Here is a 24,306-nt window from a genome sequence, read left to right as displayed (position 1 = left end):
ACTTAACTATATTTTATGAAGAAAATTCTACTAAGCCTGGCTTTGTTCTTTTCTGCGACACTAACTTTTGCTCAGCAAACTTATCCAGTTAATGGGTCTTATGACATCAGACAGGGTTTATTTGCATTCACAAACGCAAATATTGTAGTAAATGCAAACCAAACCATCAAAAACGGCACGTTATTAATCAAAGGCCAGACTATTCAGTCAGTCGGTACTGGCACAACCATACCTAAAGGCTACGTAGTGATCGACCTTAAAGGTAAATTTATATACCCTTCTCTTGTGGACGCATTCACTTCATATGGTACGCCAGAGGCAGCTGTGACAGCTAGCCGCGGATTTGGCAGTGGTGCTGCTCGTCAATCTATTTTCACTTCGACAAAAAAAGGTGCATATGGCTGGAATGAAGCCATCAGACCAGAAACCCATGTTTCTAATACTTTCGCAGCTGATACTAAAAGGGCCGACGACCTTCGCAAGGTTGGATTCGGAAGTGTCAATGCAATCAGTCGCGATGGCATAGCAAGAGGAACCTCTGCCGCTGTCACCCTAACAGATGAGAAGGAAAATATCAGCCTGCTAAATGCTAAGGCTGCGGCTAATTATTCCTTTAATAAAGGAACATCACAGAACGACTACCCAACCTCCTTAATGGGGTCTATCGCGCTGTTGCGTCAGACTTATTACGATGCACAATGGTATGCCAAACAAAAAAAGGAGTACAATATTTCTTTAGCTGAGTTTAATACCCAGCAAGCAATCCCTCAGATTTTCGAAGCTGATAGCTGGCAAAACGTGCTACGTGCCGATAAAATCGGAAAGGAATTCGGAAAGCAATACATCATTAAAGCGGGCGGCGATGAATATCAACGCATAGCGGCAATTAAAGCAACAGGAGCTAGCTTAATCGTTCCAATAAGTTTTGTTAAAGCTTATGATGTCGACGATTCTGTGGAAACCAGAAACATAACATTGGCACAAATGAAGGGATGGGAATTAGCGCCAACTAACCCTGGAGTACTAGAAAAAGCCGGAGTTAAATTCGCGATCACCTCATTCGGATTGGAAGATATCAAAGATTTCTGGACTAATATTCGCACTGCAATCGAGAACGGACTAACAGAAAAACAAGCACTACTATCAGTTACGGAAATTCCTGCTACTATGGTAGGTATCGCGGACAAAGTCGGCACACTTGAAAAAGGTAAACTGGCAAACTTCATTGTCACTTCTGATAGCTTATTTAAGAAGACGAATATTATAGAAGAGAACTGGGTGCAAGGAAAACGTTTTATCCTGGTTCCAAAAAAAGATGGCGTGATTACGGATGCAGCGAAAGACAGCCTAACCAAAGCAGCAGCTAAAAAGCCAGAGCTTAAAAAACCTTTAGTTATGGGCTCCATAATATATCCGTTCACGGCATTTGGTAATGCTAGTACTCCTGTTCCCGAAACGGTGTTACTGAAGAATGCGACAGTATGGACAAATGAGAAAGAGGGCATCCTCCAAAATGCAGACGTACTAATAGAAAATGGAAAAATAAAGGCGGTTGGCAAAAATTTAAGTGCAGGATCAGCAAAAGTGATTGATGCAACTGGAAAACACATAACTCCAGGAATTGTAGATGAACACTCGCATATTGCCGGATCCGGAGGTATTAATGAAGGTGCACAATCCTCTTCCGCTGAAGTGAGGATCGCAGATATCATTAATTCTGAAGATGTAAATATCTACCGTCAGCTTGCTGGTGGGGTAACTACTTCCCACATATTGCACGGTTCTGCGAATCCAGTAGGTGGACAATCTCAGTTGATAAAGTTGAGATGGGGGAAATTACCTGAAGAGTTGAAATTCCAAGGCGCTGACGGTTTTATCAAGTTTGCATTGGGAGAGAATGTTAAGCAAAGTAATTTTGGTACAGGAGCACGTTTCCCGGTGACTAGAATGGGCGTGGAACAATCATTTGTAGATGAGTTCACTCGTGGAAAAGAATATAAAAATGCGTTGGCTGTCAAAGGTAATACGGTACGGAAGGATTTGGAACTGGATGCGATTGTCGAGATCCTTGACAATAAACGCTTCATAACTTGTCACTCTTACGTTCAATCTGAGATCAACATGCTCATGAACGTTGCCGACAGTCTTGGCTTCAAAATCAACACTTTTACGCATATTTTAGAAGGTTATAAAGTGGCAGATAAGATGAAGGCAAGAGGAATCAGTGCTTCCACTTTCTCTGATTGGTGGGCTTACAAATATGAGGTTGCAGAAGCTATACCTTACAATGGTAAGATCATGCACAATGTTGGTATCACTACTGCATTCAACTCTGATGATGCCGAAATGGCGAGAAGATTAAATCAGGAAGCTGGAAAGTCTATCCTTTATGGCGGCCTACCAGAAGAAGACGCACTTAAGTTTGTGACACTAAACCCCGCAAAAATGCTACATATTGACAATAAGGTTGGCAGTTTGAAAGCGGGAAAGGATGCTGATATTGTTGTTTGGTCGGACAACCCATTATCTATTTATGCCAGAGCAGAGAAGACCTTCGTAGATGGTGTTGAATACTGGGATATGGAAAAGGATGCTCAAGTTAGAAAAGATCAATTGACGGAACGCAAAAGATTGATCCAGAAGATGGCTGATAGCAAAAAGATAGGATTAAAAACGCAGCGGCCAGTTGGAGATGCACCTCATTTGTACAATTGCGAGACGTTAGAAGATTATTCTTCTGAACTTAATAAATTAGAAGGGAACCACACTGATGAATAAATATATTTTAACGCTGTTTTTAGCAGCGGCAGGAATCAAGACTTTTGCACAGGCAGACATAATACCTGCAAAGGCTCAGGATAAAAAGATTGCAATCATGGGCGCCAAACTTCACCTGGGCAATGGTCAGGTGATTGAGAATGGGTATGTAATGTTTGATAAAGGAAAGATTACAGATGTTGGAGATGCCACTGTAGCAAAGTTTGACCTTACGGGAGTAACAGTGATCACTGCAAACGGCAAACACGTTTATCCTGGTTTTATTGCTCCTATTACGACGCTTGGACTAACCGAATTTGAATCCGTAAAAGCAACATTGGATTTTGAAGAGATTGGCAACATCAATCCCCACATCAGGGCACTTGTTGCTTACAACACAGATTCGAAAGTTCCTGCCACACTTAGAAGTAATGGCATTTTGATGGCGCAGGTTACTCCCCAAGGAGGTACAATTTCAGGAAGTTCTTCAGTAATGCAACTGGACGCCTGGAACTGGGAAGATGCAGCCATAATCAAAGATGATGCTCAACATATGACTTGGCCGGTTATGCCAAGGCTAAGAGGTGGTTTCGGGAGAGTAGGCGGCTTAACGCCGGATGCTTTAAAGGAGCGCACACAAGCGTTGATCAACGAATTGGACGGACTCTTTGCGGAAGCTAAGGCCTACGCAGATACAGAAAAACCAGAGGTAATAAATGCACGGTTAGCTGCTATGAAACATCTGTTTGAGGGAAAACAGAAACTGTTTATCACGGCAGATTCACAAAAAGACATCATCGATGCGGTAAAATTCGCTAAGAAGTACGGCATCACGCCAGTAATCGTTGGTGCAGACGAGGCTTACCTGATCATTCCATTCTTAAAAGAAAACAATATCTCTGTAGTTGTTAAACAACCCCATGCGTTACCGAATAACAATGACGATGACGTGAACATGCCTTATAAAAATGCGGGTATTTTAGCGAATGCAGGTGTTGAGGTTGTAGTTAGTATCGATGGATATTGGCAGCAAAGGAATTTACCTTTCATGGCTGGAACTGTTGCGGCTTGGGGATTGGATAAAGAAAAAGCACTTTCTACAATTACGTTGAACACTGCCAAGGTACTTGGGATCGACAAAACTACTGGTAGCTTGGAGATCGGTAAGGATGCTACCTTATTCATTTCCGGAGGTGACGCGCTGGATATGAAAACCAACAATGTAGAAAGGGCATTTATTCAAGGTAGGGATATTAATCTGGATAACTTACACAAACAACTAGATAGAAAGTTTAGCGGAAAGTACAGCGCGGAAAGGAAATAAGTTAACAATGCACATCGCTAAAGCGACCATCCGAAGAGAGTGTTTTCTTAACACTCCCTTCACTTTCACGTAACATTACCGCTCTAAACTTTATTCATATTTGCATATCTTTAAATGTAGCACACTATGAAAAAACTATTCACATTAGCAATACTCAGTCAATTGGCATTATCAACTGTTACATTTGCGCAAACTAAAGTGGTTGCCCACCGCGGTGCCTGGAAAAACACCGGGGCTCCCGAAAACTCAATCGCCTCCCTGAAGGCAGCAATCAAAATGGGCTGTGATGGTAGCGAATTTGATGTTCACATGTCTGCAGACTCCGTACTTTTTATTAACCACGACGCACATATACAGGAGCTGCCAATTGAAACGACCTCTTCAACAATTTTATCTAACTTGAAATTAAAAAATGGCGAGGCCTTTCCTACGTTGAAAGAGTACCTAAAAGAAGGTATAAAACAGAAAAGAACAAGACTTGTACTGGAAATAAAACCATCAGCAATCAGTAAAGAAAGAGGAATCGCCTTAACGCGCAAAGTAGTCGATATGGTTAATTCAATGAAAGCAGCATCCAGAGTAGATTACATTAGTTTCGACTACGACATCTGCAAAGAGATAACAAAGATTGCCCCAAAAGCGACTGTTCAGTACTTGAACGGAGATAAAACACCTGATGAATTGTTGACCGATGGTATACATGGTTTTGATTACAACCTTAAAATATTGGACAAGAATCCATCTTGGATCAAGGAAGCCAAGAGCAAAAAATTGATTACTAATGCCTGGACTGTCAACGATGAGAAAAGCATGGACTGGTTATTGACAGAAGACATCGGCCTAATCACGACCAATGAACCAGAATTATTGTTGAAGAAAGTCCACAAATAGCTAAAATTCTATAAATAAAAAAGAGTGGCCCTATCCGGGGTCACTCAATTTTAACTAACTTATTATTCATAAAAAAACTGGCTGTTGGGGAAGGAGTCGAACCTTCAAGGGGTAGTTAGCTACAGTTCAAAAATTAATTTGTGGTCAACCCATAAACTGCGTTTATCCATTGGTCCCCACCACCGAGACAAGGAGGCGTGTCTGCCAATTTCACCACCCAACATTATATAAAGAACGAATAAAGTGACTTTTTTAGATTAAATAATTATCACTTAATAGCTGTAGGGGAAGGAGTCGAACCTTCATGGAGTAGTTAGCCCTTACGGGTTTCCCGATTCTCCACCACCGAGACAAGGAGGTGCGTCTGCCAATTTCACCACCCTACAGAGTATAAACAAGTTTTAAAGAACTACCTTTTTGTTACTTGCTTGACACAAATGTAACAACAACCCCCTTACGTTGCAAATATTTTAAGTAATTAATTTTATTATTGTGATATTAATAATTAACTTCGATGTTAGTTGTCAAATATTCAAACGATGCTAAAAAAAGAAAACCAAAATTTAGAAATTGATAACCTTGATATCGACATTCTGAAGCAACTCATGCAGGATGCAACCAAGCCCTACACTGAAATTGCCAAGGATTTGATCGTTTCAGGTGGCACTATCCATGTCAGGATGAAAAAACTGCATGAAATGGGAATCATAAGGGGCTCTCATCTAATTATCGACCCACAAAAAGCAGGTTACGATATCTGCGCTTTTTTAGGAATCTATTTAGAAAAGGGGATTCAATACAAGGATGCTGTAGCTCAACTCAGTAAAATCAAAGAAGTGGTAGAACTGCATTACACAACTGGCTCTTACAGTATGTTCGCTAAGATCATTTGTAGAGACACCAGCCACCTCAGACATGTCCTTAATGAAGAGATACAAGCGGTAAAAGGAATCCAACGTACAGAAACATTGATTTCTTTGGAAGAAAGTATAAAAAGGCAAATAGAGCTATAAACCAAGCTCGATTTGCCCTATGATTTATTTAAAGAGGTTCTTTAAGGCCTCTAATTTCATTTGCAGATCGCCATCGGCATTCTTTTTTTCCTTCTGCGGAGCCTTGGTTTGATTCGGCTTATTTTTTTGAGTTGCAATTACTGGTTTCCTTTGGTGATCCGTTCTGCCAGCACCAGGCTTAGCGCCTGAAGAAACTTTGGACTTCACATTTTCCCGTTTGCGCTCTTGCTTAGGTTTGGCAGCGGCAACTTCTGTTTTCATAGAGAGCGAAATGCGCTTTCTTGCCACATCAACTTCTACCACTGTCACCTCTACCCTTTGCGCTACTTTCACTACTTCATTTGCATTCGAAACAAATTTGTTGGCGAGCTGACTGGTATGAACTAATCCATCCTGGTGAACACCTATGTCGACAAATGCACCGAAGTTTGTAATGTTAGTTACAATCCCAGGCAATTTCATACCTACCTTAAGATCGGCAATCGCATTGACACCTTCTTTAAAGCTGAAAACTTCAAACTGCTCACGAGGATCTCTTCCAGGCTTAGCCAGTTCTGCTATGATATCATTTAAAGTTGGCAAGCCAATTTCTTCAGAAACATAATCCTGCAGTTTAATCTGTTTACGAAGTTCAGGATCCTTCATTAACTGCGCTACGTTACAACTTAAGTCCCTCGCCATTTTATTGACCAAAGCATATCTTTCAGGATGTACTCCGCTTGAATCCAACGCATGATCTGCATGTCTGATTCTTAAAAACCCTGCTGCCTGTTCAAAAGCTTTGTCACCTAAACGAGGAACTTTTCTCAAACTTTCGCGATTCTTAAATGCACCATGCTCATTGCGGTAGTTCACAATATTTTGCGCAAGCTGCGGCCCAAGTCCTGAAACATAGGATAAAATTTGCTTAGAGGCAGTATTGAGCTCCACACCCACTGCATTTACACAACTGATCACCGTATCATCTAATGAGGTCTGTAGCTTATTCTGATCTACATCATGCTGATACTGCCCAACACCAATCGACTTAGGATCAATCTTAACCAGTTCTGCAAGGGGATCCATCAAACGACGACCAATTGAAACTGCTCCACGAACAGTAATATCTTGTTTAGGGAACTCTTCCCTGGCCACGTCAGACGCGGAGTACACAGAAGCGCCATTTTCATTAACCATAATAACTAGAATGTCTGGCAAAATCAGACCACGAATAAAGACTTCCGTCTCCCTACCAGCAGTACCATTACCAATTGCAATTGCCTCTACTTTATAAGTAGCGATTAAATTCCTAACAACAGTTGCAGAATCCTGCTCAGACTTCTTGCCATTATGAGGATATATTGCCGTGTTTTCTAAAAGTTTACCCTGTGCATCCAGACACACAACTTTGCAACCTGTACGGAAGCCAGGATCAATTGCCATTACATTCTTCCCTCCCATTGGAGCAGCCAATAAAAGTTGACGTGCATTCTCGGCAAATACCCTAATCGCTTCTTCATCAGCTTTCTCTTTAGAGATTCCACGGAATTCGGTCTCCATAGCAGGGCCCAACAAACGTTTATAACTGTCTTTGATAGCTAACGTAACTTGCTCTGCGCTTTTATTAGCTGATTTTACAAACTGGTTTTCTAAAATATTGATGGCAGCACCCTCAGCAGGCATAGTTTCAACCTTCAATATATTCTCGTTTTCAGCTCTTCTAATGGCCAACAAGCGATGAGATGGAACAGATTTTAGTGGTTCTTCCCAACCAAAATAATCTCTGTACTTTACTCCTTCCTCTGCCTTTCCTTTGATCAATGTTGACTTGAACGTAGCATTTTGCTGAAAGTATTTTCGCATTGAAGTTCGTACTTCCAGATTTTCGGAGATCATTTCGGCAATAATATCTCTTGCGCCGGCTAAAGCATCGTCCAGAGAAGCAACCCCCAGTTCATCGTTTAGATATTTTGCAGATAGCTCTTCTAAGCTCCCGTTTCCTTGCTCAAGAATTTGGAGTGCTAATGGCTCCAAGCCCTTTTTGCGGGCTTCAGAAGCTCTTGTTTTACGCTTAGGCTTGTAAGGCAGATAGATGTCCTCAATAACAGTAATATTATTTGCAGCATTGATCTTTGCCTCCAACTCAGGAGACAACTTATCCAACGCCACCAGAGCTTTTAAGATCGCTTCCCTTCTTTTATCTAATTCCCTCAACTGCTGAAACCTATCCCGCACCGCAGCTACCTGCACCTCATCAAGTGTTCCTGTAGCTTCCTTGCGGTATCTGGAAATGAACGGAACTGTTGCCCCTTCATCCAGCAATTCAATAGTCGCAATAACTTGCTTTTCGGCTACGCCCAGTTCCGCAGCAATTATTTTAGAATGATTACTCATCTTTACTTTCTTTGATTTTAAACACAATGGCGCCAAAATTAACTAAAAAATCCCGCAGGCTTTTCGGCAGCGGGATTATATTTTTATGAATAAATACGTATTACTTTGATACGTACATTACTTCTTTAACTGCTTTAACAACTCTTTCTGCATTTGGCAAACTTGCTGCGATCAGCGTTGGGGCATATGGCAATGGAACATCAGCGCAAGTAATTCTTGTTACCGGTGCATCCAGGTAATCAAAAGCATTTTTTTGTATGTTAAAAGCGATCTCTGAAGAGATCGAAGCCAATGGCCATGCTTCTTCGACAATGACCAACCGATTCGTTTTCTTAACAGACGCAATTATTGTCGCATAATCAATAGGACGTACAGTACGTAAATCAATCACTTCAACATTTACACCCTCTTTAGTCAATTCTTCAACTGCAGGATTAACCACACGTGTCAACATTTTACCAAAGGTTACAATTGTAACGTCAGTACCTTCCTTAACCACATTTGCTTTTCCTATTGGCAAGTAATATTCCCCTTCAGGAACTTCGCCCTTATCACCATACATCACCTCAGATTCCATGAAAATTACTGGATCTGGATCAAGAATAGACTGTTTTAATAAGCCTTTAGCTTCATAAGGAGTAGATGGTATTACTACTTTCAAACCAGGGCAGTTTGCAAACCAGTTTTCGAAGTTCTGAGAGTGCTGCGCACCCAGCTGGCCAGCATTACCTGTAGGACCTCTAAAAACGATTGGTATAGAGAACTGACCACCGCTCATAGACAACATTTTTGCCGCACCATTAATTATTTGATCAATAGCTACCAATGAGAAATTGAAGGTCATATACTCAATGATGGGTACTAAACCATTCATAGCAGCCCCAATACCAATACCGGTAAAGCCTAATTCTGCAATCGGAGTATCGATAATACGTTTGTCGCCAAACTCATCCAGCATACCCTGACTAACTTTATAGGCACCATTATACTGCGCAACTTCTTCGCCCATCAAAAAAATGTTCTCGTTTTTGCGCATTTCCTCACTTAAGGCCTCACGTAAAGCTTCTCTAAATTGAATCTCTCTCATTATATATGAAAATATTAATGGGAACAAACTTAGATAAAATTGTTTTTATATGCAATTTATTCAAGGTCACCAGAAGTATTGAAAGTAAAGTGTTACACTTTACCTGAAATGTCTTCACCGAAGTGGATAATATTGCCATTATTATTCAAAATAGAGAATTGACCATCTTCCAAGGCATATCACGTCGCCATTATGCCTCAAATTAAACCAGACCTCCGTATCTTGCAAAGTATGTTTCTCGTAGGACCAATCGTTCTGTTTCTATTGTTGGAAACGCAGTGAAGCTCAGTTTTAACATAGCTATTTACCAAATAATGTTTTATAAATGGAATATTTATAGTTGTCTTCTACTTCAGAAACTTCAAAATAAGCACTTTCGAAAAGTTCAGTCAGCTTGTTACGCAGCTCTTTCAAAAACTCTGGCTTGATCTCTTCCAGGAATTCACCATTTAGATTCTGCCGACCTGTCTTAAACCAAACGCCATCCTGGGTCATAGTTTTCACAATATATAAATTAGGTTCCACGCAGGTTTTTCCTGAAAACTGTTCGTACGCATAGGTATACAAAAGCGTTTGTACCAATGCTTTATTTATGTTCTTCCCGTTGGTATTAAACAGCTCCGGAACATCCTTAAAAGTTAATTTATCGCTCCCTGTCTTGTAATCAATGATTTTAGTGACCCCATCTTTTAAATCTACCCTGTCGATAAAACCCAAAAGCTTCACAGTTGCTGGCTTTCCGTGTAAAGTGAAGCTCAGCTCTGCTTCTACCTTTTGTTCCAGACTGATGATTTGAAATGGCGTCTGTGCCTCGTCTTGAGTAAGAATAATATCTACATATGCGTCTACTATCGCGAGTATCACCTTCTGCATACCCTTGTACTCAATCACCTTATCCGGACTCTTGAACATGACCGCAGCGAAAGCACGTTGAATCAGGGCTGGCACTCTCTTTCTCCTCAACTGTATCGCCTCTGCGCTGATTTCAGATCCTTTAAGATCTACATAGAAATACTCCATCACCTGGTGTAGAATAGAGCCGATCTCATTCGCTTCCACCACAGCACTCACCTCTTTTGGTTCTTTAATTCCCGCAATGTAATTGAAGAAGAAGTCGATCGGATTGGAAATGTATTGAGTCATTGCAGAGGGTGAAAACTTTCTTTTCCCCTCCAGATAAAGCGCTAAAGTATCCTGGACAAACTTACTTCCTGTCTTTTCGATCTTGACTTCTCTGGCTACTTCTGTCTTGACGGTCATGTTGAGCTCATGATAATCAAACTTAAAGCCACTTTCATAGGTCAGTTGCTTTAAAATCCGACTCACTTCACCCGAAGTTGATTCATCAGTCAGATTGTTGTATACCAAGCTAATGTTCTTTGCGCGCTGTATTAATCTGTAAACCATGTAAGAAGAGATGGCGTCCAGATTTTCCAGAACAGGTAAACCGTATACTCTTCTTAAACTATCCGGAATAAAGCTATTTCCTATGGAAGACTTAGGGATAATTCCTTCATTGAAGCCTAAAATCACCACGTTATCAAAATTCAGATTCCTCGTTTCCAGCAATCCCATCACCTGAATTCCGTTTAACGGGTCACCGGATAACGGTACGGCGATGGCCTTTAGTGCCCTTTGTACTAAGTAAATCACAAATGAAGTCTCTTCACTCCCCACGTGTTTGCCAAACGTATCATGCAGTCTGTTTAACTCTTGAATGGTTTTTACAAAAAGCTCTGCATCAATCTTCTTCAATATTTGAGCCGTTGACAAACGGGTCAAAACAACCGTGAGCACGTTTATCAGCGTGGAAACAACCTGCTCAGAATTCTCAATTTTCTTGAAAAAGACCTCAAAAAGACCACTTTGTCTCAATAACCTTGGATGATCAATTTCCAACTGATTCTCATTCAACAAAGCCGTCTGGATTTTATCGCGCATCTTATGGCTGAGTCCACTCAAGGGGTGTGTCAGGAAAGCCTCGACATTCTGATAAGAAACTGTAGTCTTTTGTAGCAATTCAAGTTGGGTAGAGAGCCAAAGGTCAATTAACCCAAAGATACTAGAGGTAGCTAGCGCAAATCCCATAGTGACGTTTAGATCTATTTCCTGTCCATTACGCGAAGTAGGTATGGTCTGCAAAGTAGGGATTAGCAAACTTTCATCTGCGAGAACTACCACCGTGCTGCCCAAGTCATACCTTTCCTCATACTGATCAGCCAAAATATTGTTCAGGATTTTCGCTTGTGCGGACTGTCCCTGAACTTTATAAACATCGACATGGTGAGGCGTGGCCATCAGGCTTTGTTGATTAGCGAACACGTTCATCAAGCCCAACTGATGGATGTTCTTCCTTAAAAACAAGCCAGCCTCTTGCAAGGGGTCGTCAAGGTAGTAAGGGTCAGTATCGAAATAAAATAGTCCTTGTCCAGACTCTTGCAAACGGCTAAAGATTTTAGCTTCAGCACGGCTTAAGGCATTGAAACCAACAAAGACAATCTTCCCCTTATCAAACCCACGTAAAAAAGTCATTTCGCTGATTTGGCCCTCTGCCAGATCCCGGTAAACGGCGCCATTATTGATGTACTTCTGGGCTTTAAGGGTTGCATGGAATTTATGGTAAAGCTTTGGCATTCTGCGCCACATCCGAATGAAAAGTTCCTGCTGTTTCTTATGCTTTCCTTCAGAATACGAAGTCCAAAACTGAGACAAAAACTCATATTGTTCCGGACTGAGGTAGTCGAACTCTTGATTGATCAGCGATATATCCTCCAAATCAGAATACAACTTCCCTGCATCAACAAGGTCGATGTCGATCTGGTTGAAATCACTCAAGATGATTTTTGCCAAGGGGAAAAATTTATGGCTACTGATGGGATCAAAGCCTTCTTCGGCCAGCAATTCGTTGTAAATTTTATGCAATGTGAAGAACTGCAAATAGAAATCCGCCAACTTTTCTGGCGATGCAGCAGCAAAAAACTCTTGAACAGTATAAAGCGATGGACTAAAAAAAGGCTTACTAATGATGTTAGCGAGGTATTTCTGCAGGTACACTGCCGGACGCTTATTATTGAAGACAATGGCGCAATGATGGAGATTGTCTCCAAATTTCGTTACCAGATCTTCCGCAACTTCTTGTAAAAAAGGCTTCATAAGTTTACACTAGTTTTAATTTGCCGCTCAAGGCATAGAACAGATAGGTTTGAACGTTAGCATAGCCCATTGCAACCAGTAACTCCTTGTATTTGCCCACCTGCTTCAGGTGACTGTCACTCTCTTCCAGAGTAAACTTATAATCCAAAATTATGACGCCTTCTTCGGTGATTAGCACCCGATCTGGCCGATGCATCTTACCCTCAGCATCAACGATATTCTTTTCGGTAATACTTTCGGTCGCTTTGCTTAAGATGGATTTTAGTTCTGTATTATTAAGAACCTCCAAAACAGATGCTTTCAAACTATTAACCTCGTCCTGCTGAATGGCACCAAATAACACCAGCTCATCTACAAACTTATTTACTTCGCTTTCGGAGCTTGCATTGGCAAGAATGTCGTGCAGCAAAGATCCTTTGCGCCCAGACTTTTCTATGTTCAAAACATGCTTTAAATGCTTTTCTTCTGAGGGTACATAGAGCTCTGCCAATCTGGACGTAGTTGGATATTGAGACAAATTAATGAGGCTTAACTGCTCCTGAATGTTCTGCTTTTCGTAATGTTCTACAATCTCATACAGGCTATTGTCGTCGAAATTGCTCTCAAAAGTATAGTTAAGTACGTCTCCCATATTAGAGAGCTTGACTTCTTTTTTAGCCATTGTTCCAATATATAAGTAGTCTTTACACCGCGTAGTAGCCACATAAAGCATGTTCAGCGCGTCCATATTGTTATAAAGCAACTCCTCATAATATGCTTTCGCGATCGAAGAATCCGCAAGTGCCTCATTATACTTTAATGGTATTCCTTTGAGCTCCTTATACATGGTATCTTCCGAGGATACCCAGAAATTAGCATTTGTTTTTCCTTTGATATCCCAATTGCAAAAAGGGATGAAAACTGCCCTGAAGGCCAAACCTTTTGACTTATGAATAGTGATTACCTGAATCGCATCGGCCCCTTCAGGGGAAGGCAACGATTTGTTCACACCATCTTCCTCCCACCATGTCAGAAAGGATATAATTCCTTTTTCTCCCAACTTGTTCGCATGGGCCGTCAGGTCTCTGAAAGCAAGTAGGTAAGACAGGTGGTTAGTCAAGTCTTTTAAACCATAACTATCTATTAATATTTCTATCAGCTCTGGCAAAGGCAGTTGCAACCAGGATTGCCAGTTTTCACAAAGCGCTGGAGGCAGTACATGACCAAGCTGACTTAATGGCGTGATGGTTAGGTTGAGGTAATGAATAGCTTCGGGCGTTTGATGCTGCAGCCCTTGATAAAGTGCGATGCAGTTCGCTTTGTATAAGGCTATTTGAGCCTCGACCCCTACCAACATTTTGAGTGTGTTAATGATCAGTTGAATCGCCTTGTTATTGGCGATAAGTAAAGCATCTCCTGAAATAACCGGGAGGTTTTGTTCCATCAATTTTCTTACAGTGAGCAACGCTTCGGAATTAGACCTCACCAAAATGGCGATGTCCTTCAAAGCAAAATGATGATCGGCTCTAAGCTCATTGATTTCCTGCACAACGTTATCCAACGCAAGATCTTTAAACGTAGTTTCCGTAAATCGAGCCTCGGAGGGGGCATCCTCCTTACTGAATCTCTTAATCTTTATAGTGCCACCCTTAACTGTATTCCCGGCAAAGTTTTGAGTAGAACTGGTGTATATATCAGTTATGATCTGTTGATAATTCTCCTGTTGCCACCAAATTTTAAGCTCCTCTGCCCTGCCCTCAATGTTCTGGTTTAACTCATTTTGCAGCGTTTGAGGAATCTTTTGATATAGATAATTATTAAAGGTGATGATATTTTCTGCACTGCGGTAATTTTCGGCCAAGCTTTCCTCGAGTACGTTAGCCCCACCAATGTCCAATTTTGCATGCTTATGGAGAATGTTCCAATCTCCGTTTCTCCATCGATAAATTGATTGTTTGGTATCACCAACAATCAGGTGATCAATCATTTCTGGGTTCGGACTAGCGATCGCGTTAGCGATCAAGGATTTGAAGCTTCCCCACTGACTAGTAGAGGTATCCTGAAACTCGTCAAAAAGGAAGTTCTTATACCTATTACCAACCTTTTCCCAGATGAAGGAGGGATTATCCCCTGCATCTTTTGTGATCTCAGAGAGCAACTTTTGCGCATCACTTATCAGGAGGTTTTCGTTCTCATCCCGATATTGCTTTAGCAACACGGCGATTTCCTGCATCAGTCGCAAATAATAAAGGTTTTTGTTGAAAGCAACTGCCAGACTGTAGTTGGGGAGATGGGTTTGATAATGTGACCGTATTTCTTTAAGCAGAGGATTTACCACATCGTAGAACCTAGGTTCATTGGTGTTTTTCTGAAACCAGTCCTCAGGTTCGTCAATAAGGCAGAACAACCCATCAACTTTAGAGAGATCCCCCCTGGCAACCATTACAATTTTAAGCAGGCCACTTCTACTCTTACCTTTTAAACTTTCAGTTTTTATACCAAATCTGTCGAACGCTTCATAAGCCTGGGTTGCAAGCGCTATTATTTGTTCTTCAAAACGCTTTATCTCAGCTCTTGTGATCGAAATATAGTTTTTAAATAACTTATCAATATTATCAGGCCCTACCTCTTCGATTGCATCCTCAAATACCTGAAACCTTTCCGTAAAGATTTCCCCTATCAGACTGTAAAGCTCAGTTTTATAATTCCAGCTTTTATTGTCGCTGATTCGTTCGATTGCCAAATCAATGATCCATTGCAGAAGCTGCTCATTGTGATTCAGCGCTTCATCTAGCTTGGCAACCAAGTCGTCCTTCACCTTATTATAGTTCATTTCCAGACTATAATCAGCATTAAGTCCCAACTCGAATGCAAACCCGCGGATCACTTTTTGGACAAAGCCGTCAATGGTACTAACAGAAAAACGACTATAATCGTGCAGGATCTTACGGTAAATCTTATCCGCCCTGATTTGAAGTTCCTGAGCATTCAACAGCGGATGGGCCTTCAAAATAATAACACGATAATCTTCAATCTTCCTGGAAGTGTCTCCTTTAGCCAAGCCAAAAAGCACTTCCAAAATCCGACTTTTCATCTCCTCTGTAGCCTTATTGGTAAAGGTTACCGCAAGAATTTCCCGGTATTTATTATCTCCCGACAGCAATAATGTCAGATAATGTGCTGTTAAACTAAAGGTTTTACCGGAACCAGCTGAAGCTTGTAATATTTTAAGAGGCAGTTGAGGCATAAACGTAAATCTAGATAAATTTACATTCAATCCGTCTATTCTCCGTCGCCGTATTTAAAGAAGTTGTTCACCGTTACGGGAAGTTTCCCCGTTGCAATCAATTGATTTTTCAGCACTGAAGCAGCAGCCAGTTGCATGAATTCTTCTTTTTGGTAAGCAACGACAAGTGCTTTGCTATTTTCTAGTCCGGGTAATGCCGACAGGTTATATGGATTGGCAAACAAGGCGAAAATTGCTCCCTTTTTAGCCATCTCACTGATCAATATCTTGAGATCTGGGCTTAATACCATACCATTACCAGGTCTTGTGCGGGTATCGTGAATTCCAATAATGATCTGGCCAAATGAATCCATTTCTGCCATCATTTTAGCTATGGTATTTGCATTTGCGTTCTTGTCAAGTGCATAAAAAATAGAATTTGGATAATAAGCACCTAAGTTTCGCTGGAAGGTGGTGACATGAGGGCTACCAATACTGATAATCACGGTTCTCATTTCCTTTTTCAGCGCCCGAATGTTTGCTTTTCCCCTTAAGACAGTCATCGATGCATCTGCAAGTTGCTGTACGAGTGTTAAACTTTCTTTTCTGGTTACATCAGGAAGCACGTTTTGCGTTACAATGGTGTCTCGTCTATTTAGACCAGCCCAATATTTGGCATACAAGATTTTTTTAACACTTTCATCGATGCGTTCCATAGTAATCCTGTCTTTACGTACCGCTTTACGAACCAGTTTGATGGCTCGATCACTGTTTTCTGAAAGTTCTAGAATATCATTTCCGGCAATAACTGCCATTACATCTGCTTCACCATCCTTAAAATATTTTACCACGCCTTTCATCCCCATTGCATCAGAAACAATCAGGCCTTTAAAACCAAGTTCTTGCTTAAGTATACCAGTAACAATAGGTTTTGAAAGCGTCGATGGCATGTTCGGAGTAGAATCCAATGCCGGAATATTCATATGGGCAATCATAACTCCCGAAGCACCGGCTTGTACCAACTCCCTGAATGGATAAATTTCTACACTATCGAGTCTAGCCTTACTGAATCTTAGCTGTGGTAGGTCATAATGTGAATCTACATCAGTATCGCCATGGCCTGGAAAGTGTTTTAAGCTCACCAATAATCCTCCGTCCTGCATCCCTTTCATGTAAGCACCAGCTTTTTGTGCCACATTATATTTGTTCTCCCCGAAAGAACGATAGTTTATAACGGGATTTTTGGGATTATTGTTCACGTCAACATCCGGTGCAAGGTTCAGGTGCATACCGATCCGCTTGAAATCCTTTGCAACTTCCAATCCCATATGATAAATGAGTTCCTTATTTTGTACTGCACCGAGAGCCATTTGATAAGGATAAGAAATTGTGCTATCCAAACGCATTCCAAGACCCCATTCGCCATCTGAAGAAATCATCAGCGGCACTTTGGCCAACGACTGGTATTTGTTTGTTAATATCGCTTGTCGTCCAGGACCGCCCTGAAAAAAAACAACACCCCCTAAATGTTCCTTCTTAATTACCATCCCAACTGAATCCTCATATGTTTTACCAAGGTTTGTATGCGCCCTCACAAAGAACAATTGTGCGATCTTATCATGTTTGTTTAATTTTTTAAATACAGAATCAACCCAAATGTTCGGCATATTCAAGCTTTGAATAAAAGAAGGTTTTTCTGTTTGACCATTACATAAAGTGGTTAAAACCAGGAGAGGTAAGATTAGGAAATGTTTATAAGTCATTATCGGTAGATTGTTCAGAAAATGCAAAGTTATAAAAAAGCGGGTAAACAAAAGCCGCCTGTTTTATGCAGGCGGCTTATAATAGGGATGTTATCCTCACAAAAAATAACGCTTTTACTTCTTCTCGCGTTTACGTGCGTTGTCTTTGTTAGAAGTTTGGTCGGAGCGTTGTCCGCCACCATTCGTTATACCTATTTGCTTCTTATCATCTTTGGCATTATGAAATGCCCTGTCGGATGTAGGATTTCCCTGAGGACTTCCCGCATGCTTTAAATCTTCATTACTCTTCATAACTTTAAATTTAAGTTCGTATTGTTAATGCTGAAGCTCGGAAATTGTTTCGTTAAAACTTAACGCCAACGCCCACAGAAAATACCTGGTTTTTGAATTTAGGTGTTTGACTAGTTCCGTCTTCATTGTTTTTTTGGAAATCCAATGCATAACGTCCATGGATGTCAAATTTGTTATTGATGTCATATCTCAGGCCAATTACACCACCCAAAAGACTTTTCTTAAATCGATCAGAGTCCTCATTGTACTGCGACTGTGTAGTTCCAAAGCCATTATCAAACTTATTTTTTGTACTTGTTAAAAATGATACTTGAGGACCAACTACGATGTTCAATCCGCTACCTGCCACTTTAATACTTGCAAGAATAGGTACGTCAACAAAGTAACTAGTTTGAGTAAACTCTCCTAGTGCGGTAGTTGCTTTATATCCTTTTGAAGCAAATAATAGCTCCGGAGTAAAAGCGATACCCGCAACTAAAGGGATGTCAACAGTAACACCAGCATTAAATCCAGGATTTACCTTTGTGCTAAAATTGTTATTGCCATTGTCTTTAATAATGTTTGAAAGATTTAAACCTGCTTTAACTCCAAATCTGATGTCTTGTGCGTTTGCTGCTGTCGCTGCAAATAGGCCAAGTGCCAAAATAATTATCTTTTTCATGTGTGAGTAATTTATTTAATAGTTTAATTTTTATGGGTTATGAAAGAAATGTGCCACAAAAATTCACTGTCAACTTTTTAAGGCAATATCAATGGTTTGGACGGGGATAAGTGCATTTAGCGTATACTCTAACCGGAGAAAACAATTATATTAGGACGACAAAAAATGTATTCAATTTGATACATTTTTTGAAAACAAAGAATTTTTGAAGGAAAGCGCGAACACCTACCATCCATCTGAAGCGGGCATAGTAGCCGCAGAAACATTACACCTGCATTAACCGATAATGCGAACAAACTAGGTAGGCATTATTTGCAAAGGTTTTCAGCCAGTTCGTTGAAAACCTTTTTTATGACACAAAAAAGCCGAAAATAAATATAGTATTTAGATTTTTTAATATATTCACAAGTCAAAACCAATCAAATATAAACTCATAAAGAAAAATTAAACTATGGACAAGTTTCAAAAAGTAAAAGATCTTGTGGATTCAATCCAAAAAGATGCAGAGAAATTTTACACGGGCGGCAATGGAGCTGCAGGTACACGCTTGCGTAAAGGCATGCAGGATTTAAAAAACCTAGCTACTGAAATCCGTAAGGAGATCACAGAAAAAAAGAACGCAAAATAATATACCCTATTGTTTGTGAAAAAAGAAAGCTGCCCTGGACAAACCAAGGCAGCTTTTTTGGCATGCGGCGTTTGATGCAATTTCAACAATAAATACAACAATCTGTAAATTCAGTTTGTATTTAAGGATCATTTGCTGCTTATTAAAAAGAAACAAGTAGAACACCACAACAATATGCTATTAGTACAAAACATTCGGTTAAGCAGGATTTTAAGAAATACCTGGAAAGTTGATCTAATCATGATAGCCTCCTGCACTGGGGCATATCTTATCCGCGAGTACCTAATTGCTCATCATTTTGAGATTCCTGTTATCATTCCATCGTTATTAGGTACTGCCATTGCATTTTTCATCGGATTTAATAATAATCAGGCATATGACAGATGGTGGGAAGGCAGGAAGATATGGGGATCACTCGTCAACGATTCGAGGTCATTTGCACGATCCCTTATTAGTTATCCATCAGGAAGTGACGAAATATCGAGAAGAATGATTTGCAGACACATTGCATTCCTCTACGCATTAAAAGCAAGCCTACGCGGGGCCACAGATGAAGGACTTTCTAAATACTTGACTGATGAGGATATTTTAGAAATTAATAGTCAATCTAACATGCATAATGCTTTGTTAAATATACAGGCCAGAGATCTCCAAAAGCTTTCTCAGAATAACCAAATTGATGGTTTTAGGTTTATGGACCTCAATCAAATGTTGGTGCGGTTTACGGATTCTATGGGAATGAGTGAACGAATAAAAAACACCGTTTTTCCAACGACATATACCTACCTGACTAAGGTTTTCATTTGGCTTTTTGTGGTAAGCTTTACATTGGTAATCAGTCAATCTGCAGGGGTATACTCGATTTTTCTTGGATGGTTAATTGGCTTTGTATTTGTTTCCACACAGATAAATGGAATGAGCCTGGTAGATCCCTTCCGAAACAATTCATCAGGTGTTCCTTTGAACCAGATCACCAGAGCCATAGAGATCAATCTGCTCGAAATGCTTCAGGAATCAGACATTCCTGAGCCTGTTAGAGCAATTAATGACGAATATATTCTGTAAAAAACTTAATCTTTCGAGACTTTTTAACTAGAGCTAAGGCTAAACTAAGATAGGACAGTGGTTTGGTTGTAATTTGGGCAAGTCCAATGCAAGTCCAATACAAAAGCAATGCAAGTCCAATCTGATCCGACAAAACTTGGATTCACAATGAATTTGCAACGTAATTATAATGGATTTATATAAAGCCCATATGCACCTTTCTCTCTAAGACAACAGTATACCTGATCGGGGTTAAGGTCACTCCATATTTAAAGTAAGCCTCCGGATTGTCCGGAAGTTTACTTTATGAGTTTTTAGTAGAAAGCATAACGCAAGGTGGCGCCGTAAGTTTTTGGATCGCCAAGTACACCTGCATACAGCCCGGAGTTACCTGCTGCTGCCTGCAATTGTTCATAATAATTTGTGTTACCAATGTTTCTGCCCCAAACAAATATGGAGAACTTATCTGATTTGAATCCTAATCTCGCATTTAACAGGGAGTAGCCATCAACATTTAATACCCGTGATGGAGTTGGATTTGATGAGTAATCTGAACGGTAACTTGCGTCTCCCGCTATAAAATATCTGCCATCTTTCGTTGCAAGAGCACCCGGTATACTAAACTCGGCACCGCCAGAAACATTCCATTTAGAAATCCCCGGTAATCTTCCGCCTGAGGCGTCCTTAAACGCGACTTGGGTTGCAACACCATTAACAAGTTCTGTATGCCCCGTTTCTTCTAATGGAAGTGGAGCATTTTTGAACTTGACATATTTTCCATCAAGATAAGCTAAAGCAGCATTTAAACTTAGAAATCGCTCTACCTGGTAAGTTCCATCAAGCTCCAAACCTCTTACCTTCACTTTTTCTGCGTTTGCTAGGTACCCCCTGTTTACACCTAACTGTGGGGATTGAACATTAGTCTGATAATCTTTAATGTCTGTTTCGAAAATAGTAAGATTTACTATTGCTCCTTTAGCAGGCTTGGATTTTATACCTAGTTCATAATGTTGCACATACTCCGGTTTTACGACTGCTAAAGATAAATTTGCTTCGCCAGCAGCGGTTGTTGGCAAGCCCCCTACGTTGACTCCAACAGGTTTATAGGCTGTCGAAAAAGTTCCGTAGGCATTTAATTTAGCAGTTGGGCGATAGGAAACCGTGATGTTACCTGAAAGGTTTTTATTATCTACGCTGGTAACAAATTGCTGATTACTATAAACCGCGGCTTTCAATGCTAATAATACTGCATCTGAGGTCTGCAAACCACCGTAGGTCATCCTAGCATAATCAACATCCTTCTTGTCATACGTAAACCTTAATCCGGGTAACACATGCAGATTATTTAAAAACTCCCAATCGGCCTGTGCAAATATTGCAGCACTTAAAGATTTGATTGTCGAATTCGTTTTGATACCAAAGCCGTCTAATAATCCCGGTGTCGAATACAATGCTTGAGTACCTGTGGCGCTCGTTTGTACAAATCTCCACTGATCTTTACCCACCTCTTCAGTTTGGGCTAAACCTTTTAGGTTCTGACCAAGTGCGAATAAACCAATTACACCACTTAGCCTTTCGGTGATGTCTCCGGCATATCTGAACTCTTGCGAGTACTGGTCATGACGAGAGTTTCCTTGCGATTTTGTAAGCGCTGACAATTCAGAGAAATCTCGATCATTAGTAGGATCCCAGTTCCAGAATCTCCAGGCAGTTGTGGAAGTAAGCGTACCGTTACCTATTTTATAATCTACATTTAGGGATGTTCCTCCAATCGATTGATTGTGTCTCCATGGCGTGTTTGTATTGATCTCTCGTGAGAAGGGATCAATTTTAGGTTGCTGATAGTCAAGGTCTGAAACAATCTTTGCATACTGACGGTAAGCACTTCTTTCTGTAGTTGTAACACCTGCGATTACCAAAGGATAACCTGCCGGATGTTGTATACTTACATCTCCACTAAGCAGTACTTTCAATCTTTCTGATGGAGTGTAGTAGAGCTGACCTTTGAAACCAAGGTTATTCTGACCACTATATTTCCGTTCTTCTCTGGTGTTCCAGATGGTTCCATCTCTCTGGGTTCCAGAGATCGATATTTTTGCCGCAAGATTTTTTGCAACTCCACCGGAAACAGATGTTTTAGCCTGTATAAAGTTATAGTTACCAAATCCCAGTTCTATTTTGGCCGTTGGGGTTTGGGTTGGCTTTGTCGTAGTAATGTTAAATGCTCCGGCAGTTGTGTTCTTGCCGAACAATGTCCCCTGAGGACCGCGGATAACCTCTATTTGCTCAATGTCAAGAAAGTCTGTAGAGGTAGCAGCAGGACGAGCGTGATAGACACCATCTACGTAAAAACCGACTCCCGGATCAATACCATCATTGGTCAGCCCAAAAGTTGAACCTAGTCCACGAATATTAAGCGTAGTATTTCTGGCATTTGATGCGTACAATTGTACAGAAGGAACCAGTTCTTTCAAACGATTCACATTGAAAGCGCCAGCATTTTCAGCTGCTTGTCCACCAATAACAGTGATGGCAATCGGAACTTCCTGTAACACCTCTGATCTTCTTCTGGAAGTTACCATGATTTCGTCCAGCAAAGCACTCTCTACCAATACTAGTTCCAATGGGGCATCCTGAACCTTTAATACCTGGAAATCCTGAGCTTTATAACCCACTGAACTTACTTGAAGATAAAATGGTGGTTCTTGTTTAGTAGTGATTGTGAAAACACCATTTGTATCCGCAATGGTTGTTATTTTAGTCCCTCTTATAATGATTGTCGCGTTGGGAATTGGAGTGCCCTTATCACTTTTTATAACCCCATTTATTGAGATCTGTGCGGATGCGTATCCAACTGAAAGCAGCATTATTAAGGAAATGAGTAAGCTTTTCTTCATGATTTTTAAAAATTTATTCGGCAAATATAATACGATTTTCTTCATTTGCAATTAAATCTATAGATTTAGTAGTTATTAAGAATCCTGAGGTGTTATCGTTTTGTATATTTTAGCCTAAGTCGACGACTAGAATCTAAATAAAATACCTTTAACTCATGAAATGAATTTAAATTACCTGACTGTTGCTAACTATTACACAAATGAACGCACAATCGCTTAAGCCTTTCGTAGATGGAGACAGGGTAGCGTTTAGGTGAAAAACTATAGACCAACCTTAAGGTTAGTTGGCTCAGAGAAGCCTTTGAAAGCAGCTTTAACCGGGCGTGAAGTCCAGGAATAAGGCACCTCAAGATTGAAAACAAATGCAACAGTGGCCGCAACGTCATACTGGTAAACTGGCTGCTGAATCTTATAGCCTTTCTTTACCCCATTGCCATAATAGATAACAGGTATATTGATCTCCTCATCAGATTCGCCGCCATGGCCCATTTTGATACCACCATGATCTGCAACAATCATCACCAAGGTATTGTCTTTCATCCCTGCTTTATCAATCGCGGCCAAAACTGTTCCGACCAGACTATCTGCTTTTGCAATAGATTGTAGATACTTCGGCGTCATGTGACCGTCTTCATGACCCGCATGGTCTACATGATCCAGATGAAGTAAAGCAAAAGTTGGCTTTTTAGCGCTGATATATTGAGCGAACTTTGCGGCGGCTTCTGATTCTGTTTTGGCATATTCATAATGGTTCACCATATCTTTTTGCAACAGACGGCCATAATCATCCCAATGAAAAACAACACCTTGCTCTGCCTTAGGGCGTTGCTGACGAATGATATCATAAATACTTGGAGAACGGCCAATACCATTTACTGCAACAGGCGTCATATGCTTGGCATCTGGCTTCCAGTCATTTGAAGTAACACCGGTGATTTCCGGACCTGCACCAAGAATCTGCGCCGACCAGTTAGAGGAACTCGAAGAAGGCAACACGGTTCTTGCATCTTTTTTAAATGCACCTTCGGCAATCATCTTGTGCATCACAGGGGCATCTGCGGTCAGCAAGCCCATCACACTTAAGCCGTCAATACCTATAATCACGACATGTTTGAATAGCTCTTTACCCTTTTTCTGCTGAGCCTGTGCATTCATACCTAATGTGACTAGGGCCAATACGCAAAGAAAATGTTTCATAGTTTTAAGTTCTTAAAATTAA

The 24,306-nt window shown here is 40.6% G+C and carries 15 protein-coding genes and 2 tRNA genes; 6 read left to right on the top strand and 11 right to left on the bottom strand.

What is annotated here, in order from left to right; genetic code table 11:
- Nucleotides 1–15 precede the first annotated feature (15 nt).
- From ACHFIZ_RS03510 to ACHFIZ_RS03500, 3 genes are all read left to right on the top strand, one after another.
- A complete protein-coding gene (locus tag ACHFIZ_RS03510; RefSeq protein WP_410882906.1) occupies nt 16–2,778 on the top strand; it encodes an amidohydrolase family protein in 2,763 nt (920 codons plus the stop codon).
- Nucleotides 2,771–4,081, top strand: coding sequence for an amidohydrolase family protein (locus ACHFIZ_RS03505; RefSeq protein ID WP_410882903.1), 1,311 nt, complete (start codon nt 2,771–2,773; stop codon nt 4,079–4,081). Before ACHFIZ_RS03510 ends, ACHFIZ_RS03505 begins: the two co-directional genes overlap by 8 nt.
- Nucleotides 4,082–4,207: 126 nt before the next feature.
- Entirely contained in the window at nt 4,208–4,972 is a 765-nt protein-coding gene (locus ACHFIZ_RS03500; protein WP_410882902.1) for a glycerophosphodiester phosphodiesterase, read from the top strand.
- 78 nt (nt 4,973–5,050) lie between these two features.
- Here ACHFIZ_RS03500 and ACHFIZ_RS03495 read toward each other — a convergent pair.
- Together ACHFIZ_RS03495 and ACHFIZ_RS03490 are read right to left on the bottom strand one after the other, a co-directional pair.
- Nucleotides 5,051–5,195, bottom strand: a tRNA-Asp gene (locus tag ACHFIZ_RS03495).
- A 56-nt stretch (nt 5,196–5,251) separates the two neighbouring features.
- Nucleotides 5,252–5,358, bottom strand: a tRNA-Asp gene (locus tag ACHFIZ_RS03490).
- Between the two features lie 153 nt (nt 5,359–5,511).
- Between ACHFIZ_RS03490 and ACHFIZ_RS03485 the strand changes: the two genes are divergently transcribed.
- Nucleotides 5,512–5,985: an Lrp/AsnC ligand binding domain-containing protein gene (locus ACHFIZ_RS03485; protein ID WP_410882900.1), complete on the top strand. Its 474-nt coding sequence runs from the start codon at nt 5,512–5,514 to the stop codon at nt 5,983–5,985.
- Nucleotides 5,986–6,009: 24 nt separating this feature from the next.
- Here the strand turns inward: ACHFIZ_RS03485 and ACHFIZ_RS03480 are convergent, their stop codons facing one another.
- The 7 genes from ACHFIZ_RS03480 to ACHFIZ_RS03450 all read right to left on the bottom strand — a co-directional run bounded on the left by ACHFIZ_RS03480 (nt 6,010) and on the right by ACHFIZ_RS03450 (nt 18,518).
- Nucleotides 6,010–8,358 (bottom strand): Tex family protein, encoded by a 2,349-nt coding sequence (locus ACHFIZ_RS03480; protein WP_410882898.1) that lies wholly within the window; start codon nt 8,356–8,358, stop codon nt 6,010–6,012.
- A gap of 100 nt (nt 8,359–8,458) precedes the next feature.
- Nucleotides 8,459–9,445 carry a pyruvate dehydrogenase complex E1 component subunit beta gene (locus ACHFIZ_RS03475; RefSeq protein WP_410882896.1) on the bottom strand — a complete coding sequence of 329 codons (987 nt, stop codon included), beginning with the start codon at nt 9,443–9,445 and terminating at the stop codon, nt 8,459–8,461.
- A 300-nt stretch (nt 9,446–9,745) separates the two neighbouring features.
- Nucleotides 9,746–12,598 carry a PD-(D/E)XK nuclease family protein gene (locus tag ACHFIZ_RS03470; protein WP_410882894.1) on the bottom strand — a complete coding sequence of 951 codons (2,853 nt, stop codon included), beginning with the start codon at nt 12,596–12,598 and terminating at the stop codon, nt 9,746–9,748.
- Between the two features lie 4 nt (nt 12,599–12,602).
- On the bottom strand, nt 12,603–15,824 hold the full coding sequence (locus tag ACHFIZ_RS03465) for a UvrD-helicase domain-containing protein (protein WP_410882892.1): 3,222 nt from the start codon (nt 15,822–15,824) through the stop codon (nt 12,603–12,605).
- A gap of 35 nt (nt 15,825–15,859) precedes the next feature.
- Nucleotides 15,860–17,566 carry a glycoside hydrolase family 3 protein gene (locus tag ACHFIZ_RS03460; protein ID WP_410882890.1) on the bottom strand — a complete coding sequence of 569 codons (1,707 nt, stop codon included), beginning with the start codon at nt 17,564–17,566 and terminating at the stop codon, nt 15,860–15,862.
- Between the two features lie 114 nt (nt 17,567–17,680).
- Nucleotides 17,681–17,857: a hypothetical protein gene (locus ACHFIZ_RS03455; protein WP_410882888.1), complete on the bottom strand. Its 177-nt coding sequence runs from the start codon at nt 17,855–17,857 to the stop codon at nt 17,681–17,683.
- A gap of 52 nt (nt 17,858–17,909) precedes the next feature.
- A complete protein-coding gene (locus ACHFIZ_RS03450; RefSeq protein ID WP_410882886.1) occupies nt 17,910–18,518 on the bottom strand; it encodes a porin family protein in 609 nt (202 codons plus the stop codon).
- 451 nt (nt 18,519–18,969) lie between these two features.
- Between ACHFIZ_RS03450 and ACHFIZ_RS03445 the strand changes: the two genes are divergently transcribed.
- The gene (locus tag ACHFIZ_RS03445; protein WP_410882884.1) at nt 18,970–19,146 is read left to right on the top strand and encodes a histone H1; all 177 of its coding nucleotides are present in this window, start codon (nt 18,970–18,972) and stop codon (nt 19,144–19,146) included.
- A 174-nt stretch (nt 19,147–19,320) separates the two neighbouring features.
- Nucleotides 19,321–20,211, top strand: a complete 891-nt coding sequence (locus tag ACHFIZ_RS03440; RefSeq protein ID WP_410882882.1) for a bestrophin family protein — start codon at nt 19,321–19,323, stop codon at nt 20,209–20,211.
- A gap of 293 nt (nt 20,212–20,504) precedes the next feature.
- On the opposite strand, the gene ACHFIZ_RS03435 is transcribed toward ACHFIZ_RS03440, so the two are convergent.
- Nucleotides 20,505–23,087, bottom strand: coding sequence for a TonB-dependent receptor (locus tag ACHFIZ_RS03435; RefSeq protein WP_410882880.1), 2,583 nt, complete (start codon nt 23,085–23,087; stop codon nt 20,505–20,507).
- A 261-nt stretch (nt 23,088–23,348) separates the two neighbouring features.
- Nucleotides 23,349–24,284 carry an alkaline phosphatase family protein gene (locus ACHFIZ_RS03430; protein WP_410882878.1) on the bottom strand — a complete coding sequence of 312 codons (936 nt, stop codon included), beginning with the start codon at nt 24,282–24,284 and terminating at the stop codon, nt 23,349–23,351.
- Between the last annotated feature and the right edge of the window lie 22 nt (nt 24,285–24,306).

This window comes from Pedobacter sp. JCM 36344 (genome assembly GCF_046546555.1).
Taxonomy (GTDB): Bacteria; Bacteroidota; Bacteroidia; order Sphingobacteriales; family Sphingobacteriaceae; genus Pedobacter.
Note: the sequence above shows the minus strand (reverse complement) of the source record. Positions and strands in the feature narration are given on the sequence as shown.

Excerpts from the sequence above, each read along its gene's own strand:
- ACHFIZ_RS03460 (WP_410882890.1), bottom strand. The coding sequence starts at position 17,566 with ATGACTTATAAACATTTCCTAATCTTACCTCTCCTGGTTTTAACCACT.
- ACHFIZ_RS03510 (WP_410882906.1), top strand. The coding sequence starts at position 16 with ATGAAGAAAATTCTACTAAGCCTGGCTTTGTTCTTTTCTGCGACACTA.
- ACHFIZ_RS03455 (WP_410882888.1), bottom strand. The coding sequence starts at position 17,857 with ATGAAGAGTAATGAAGATTTAAAGCATGCGGGAAGTCCTCAGGGAAAT.
- ACHFIZ_RS03485 (WP_410882900.1), top strand. The coding sequence starts at position 5,512 with ATGCTAAAAAAAGAAAACCAAAATTTAGAAATTGATAACCTTGATATC.
- ACHFIZ_RS03450 (WP_410882886.1), bottom strand. The coding sequence starts at position 18,518 with ATGAAAAAGATAATTATTTTGGCACTTGGCCTATTTGCAGCGACAGCA.
- ACHFIZ_RS03505 (WP_410882903.1), top strand. The coding sequence starts at position 2,771 with ATGAATAAATATATTTTAACGCTGTTTTTAGCAGCGGCAGGAATCAAG.
- ACHFIZ_RS03430 (WP_410882878.1), bottom strand. The coding sequence starts at position 24,284 with ATGAAACATTTTCTTTGCGTATTGGCCCTAGTCACATTAGGTATGAAT.
- ACHFIZ_RS03435 (WP_410882880.1), bottom strand. The coding sequence starts at position 23,087 with ATGAAGAAAAGCTTACTCATTTCCTTAATAATGCTGCTTTCAGTTGGA.
- ACHFIZ_RS03470 (WP_410882894.1), bottom strand. The coding sequence starts at position 12,598 with ATGAAGCCTTTTTTACAAGAAGTTGCGGAAGATCTGGTAACGAAATTT.
- ACHFIZ_RS03465 (WP_410882892.1), bottom strand. The coding sequence starts at position 15,824 with ATGCCTCAACTGCCTCTTAAAATATTACAAGCTTCAGCTGGTTCCGGT.
- ACHFIZ_RS03445 (WP_410882884.1), top strand. The coding sequence starts at position 18,970 with ATGGACAAGTTTCAAAAAGTAAAAGATCTTGTGGATTCAATCCAAAAA.
- ACHFIZ_RS03500 (WP_410882902.1), top strand. The coding sequence starts at position 4,208 with ATGAAAAAACTATTCACATTAGCAATACTCAGTCAATTGGCATTATCA.
- ACHFIZ_RS03480 (WP_410882898.1), bottom strand. The coding sequence starts at position 8,358 with ATGAGTAATCATTCTAAAATAATTGCTGCGGAACTGGGCGTAGCCGAA.
- ACHFIZ_RS03440 (WP_410882882.1), top strand. The coding sequence starts at position 19,321 with ATGCTATTAGTACAAAACATTCGGTTAAGCAGGATTTTAAGAAATACC.
- ACHFIZ_RS03475 (WP_410882896.1), bottom strand. The coding sequence starts at position 9,445 with ATGAGAGAGATTCAATTTAGAGAAGCTTTACGTGAGGCCTTAAGTGAG.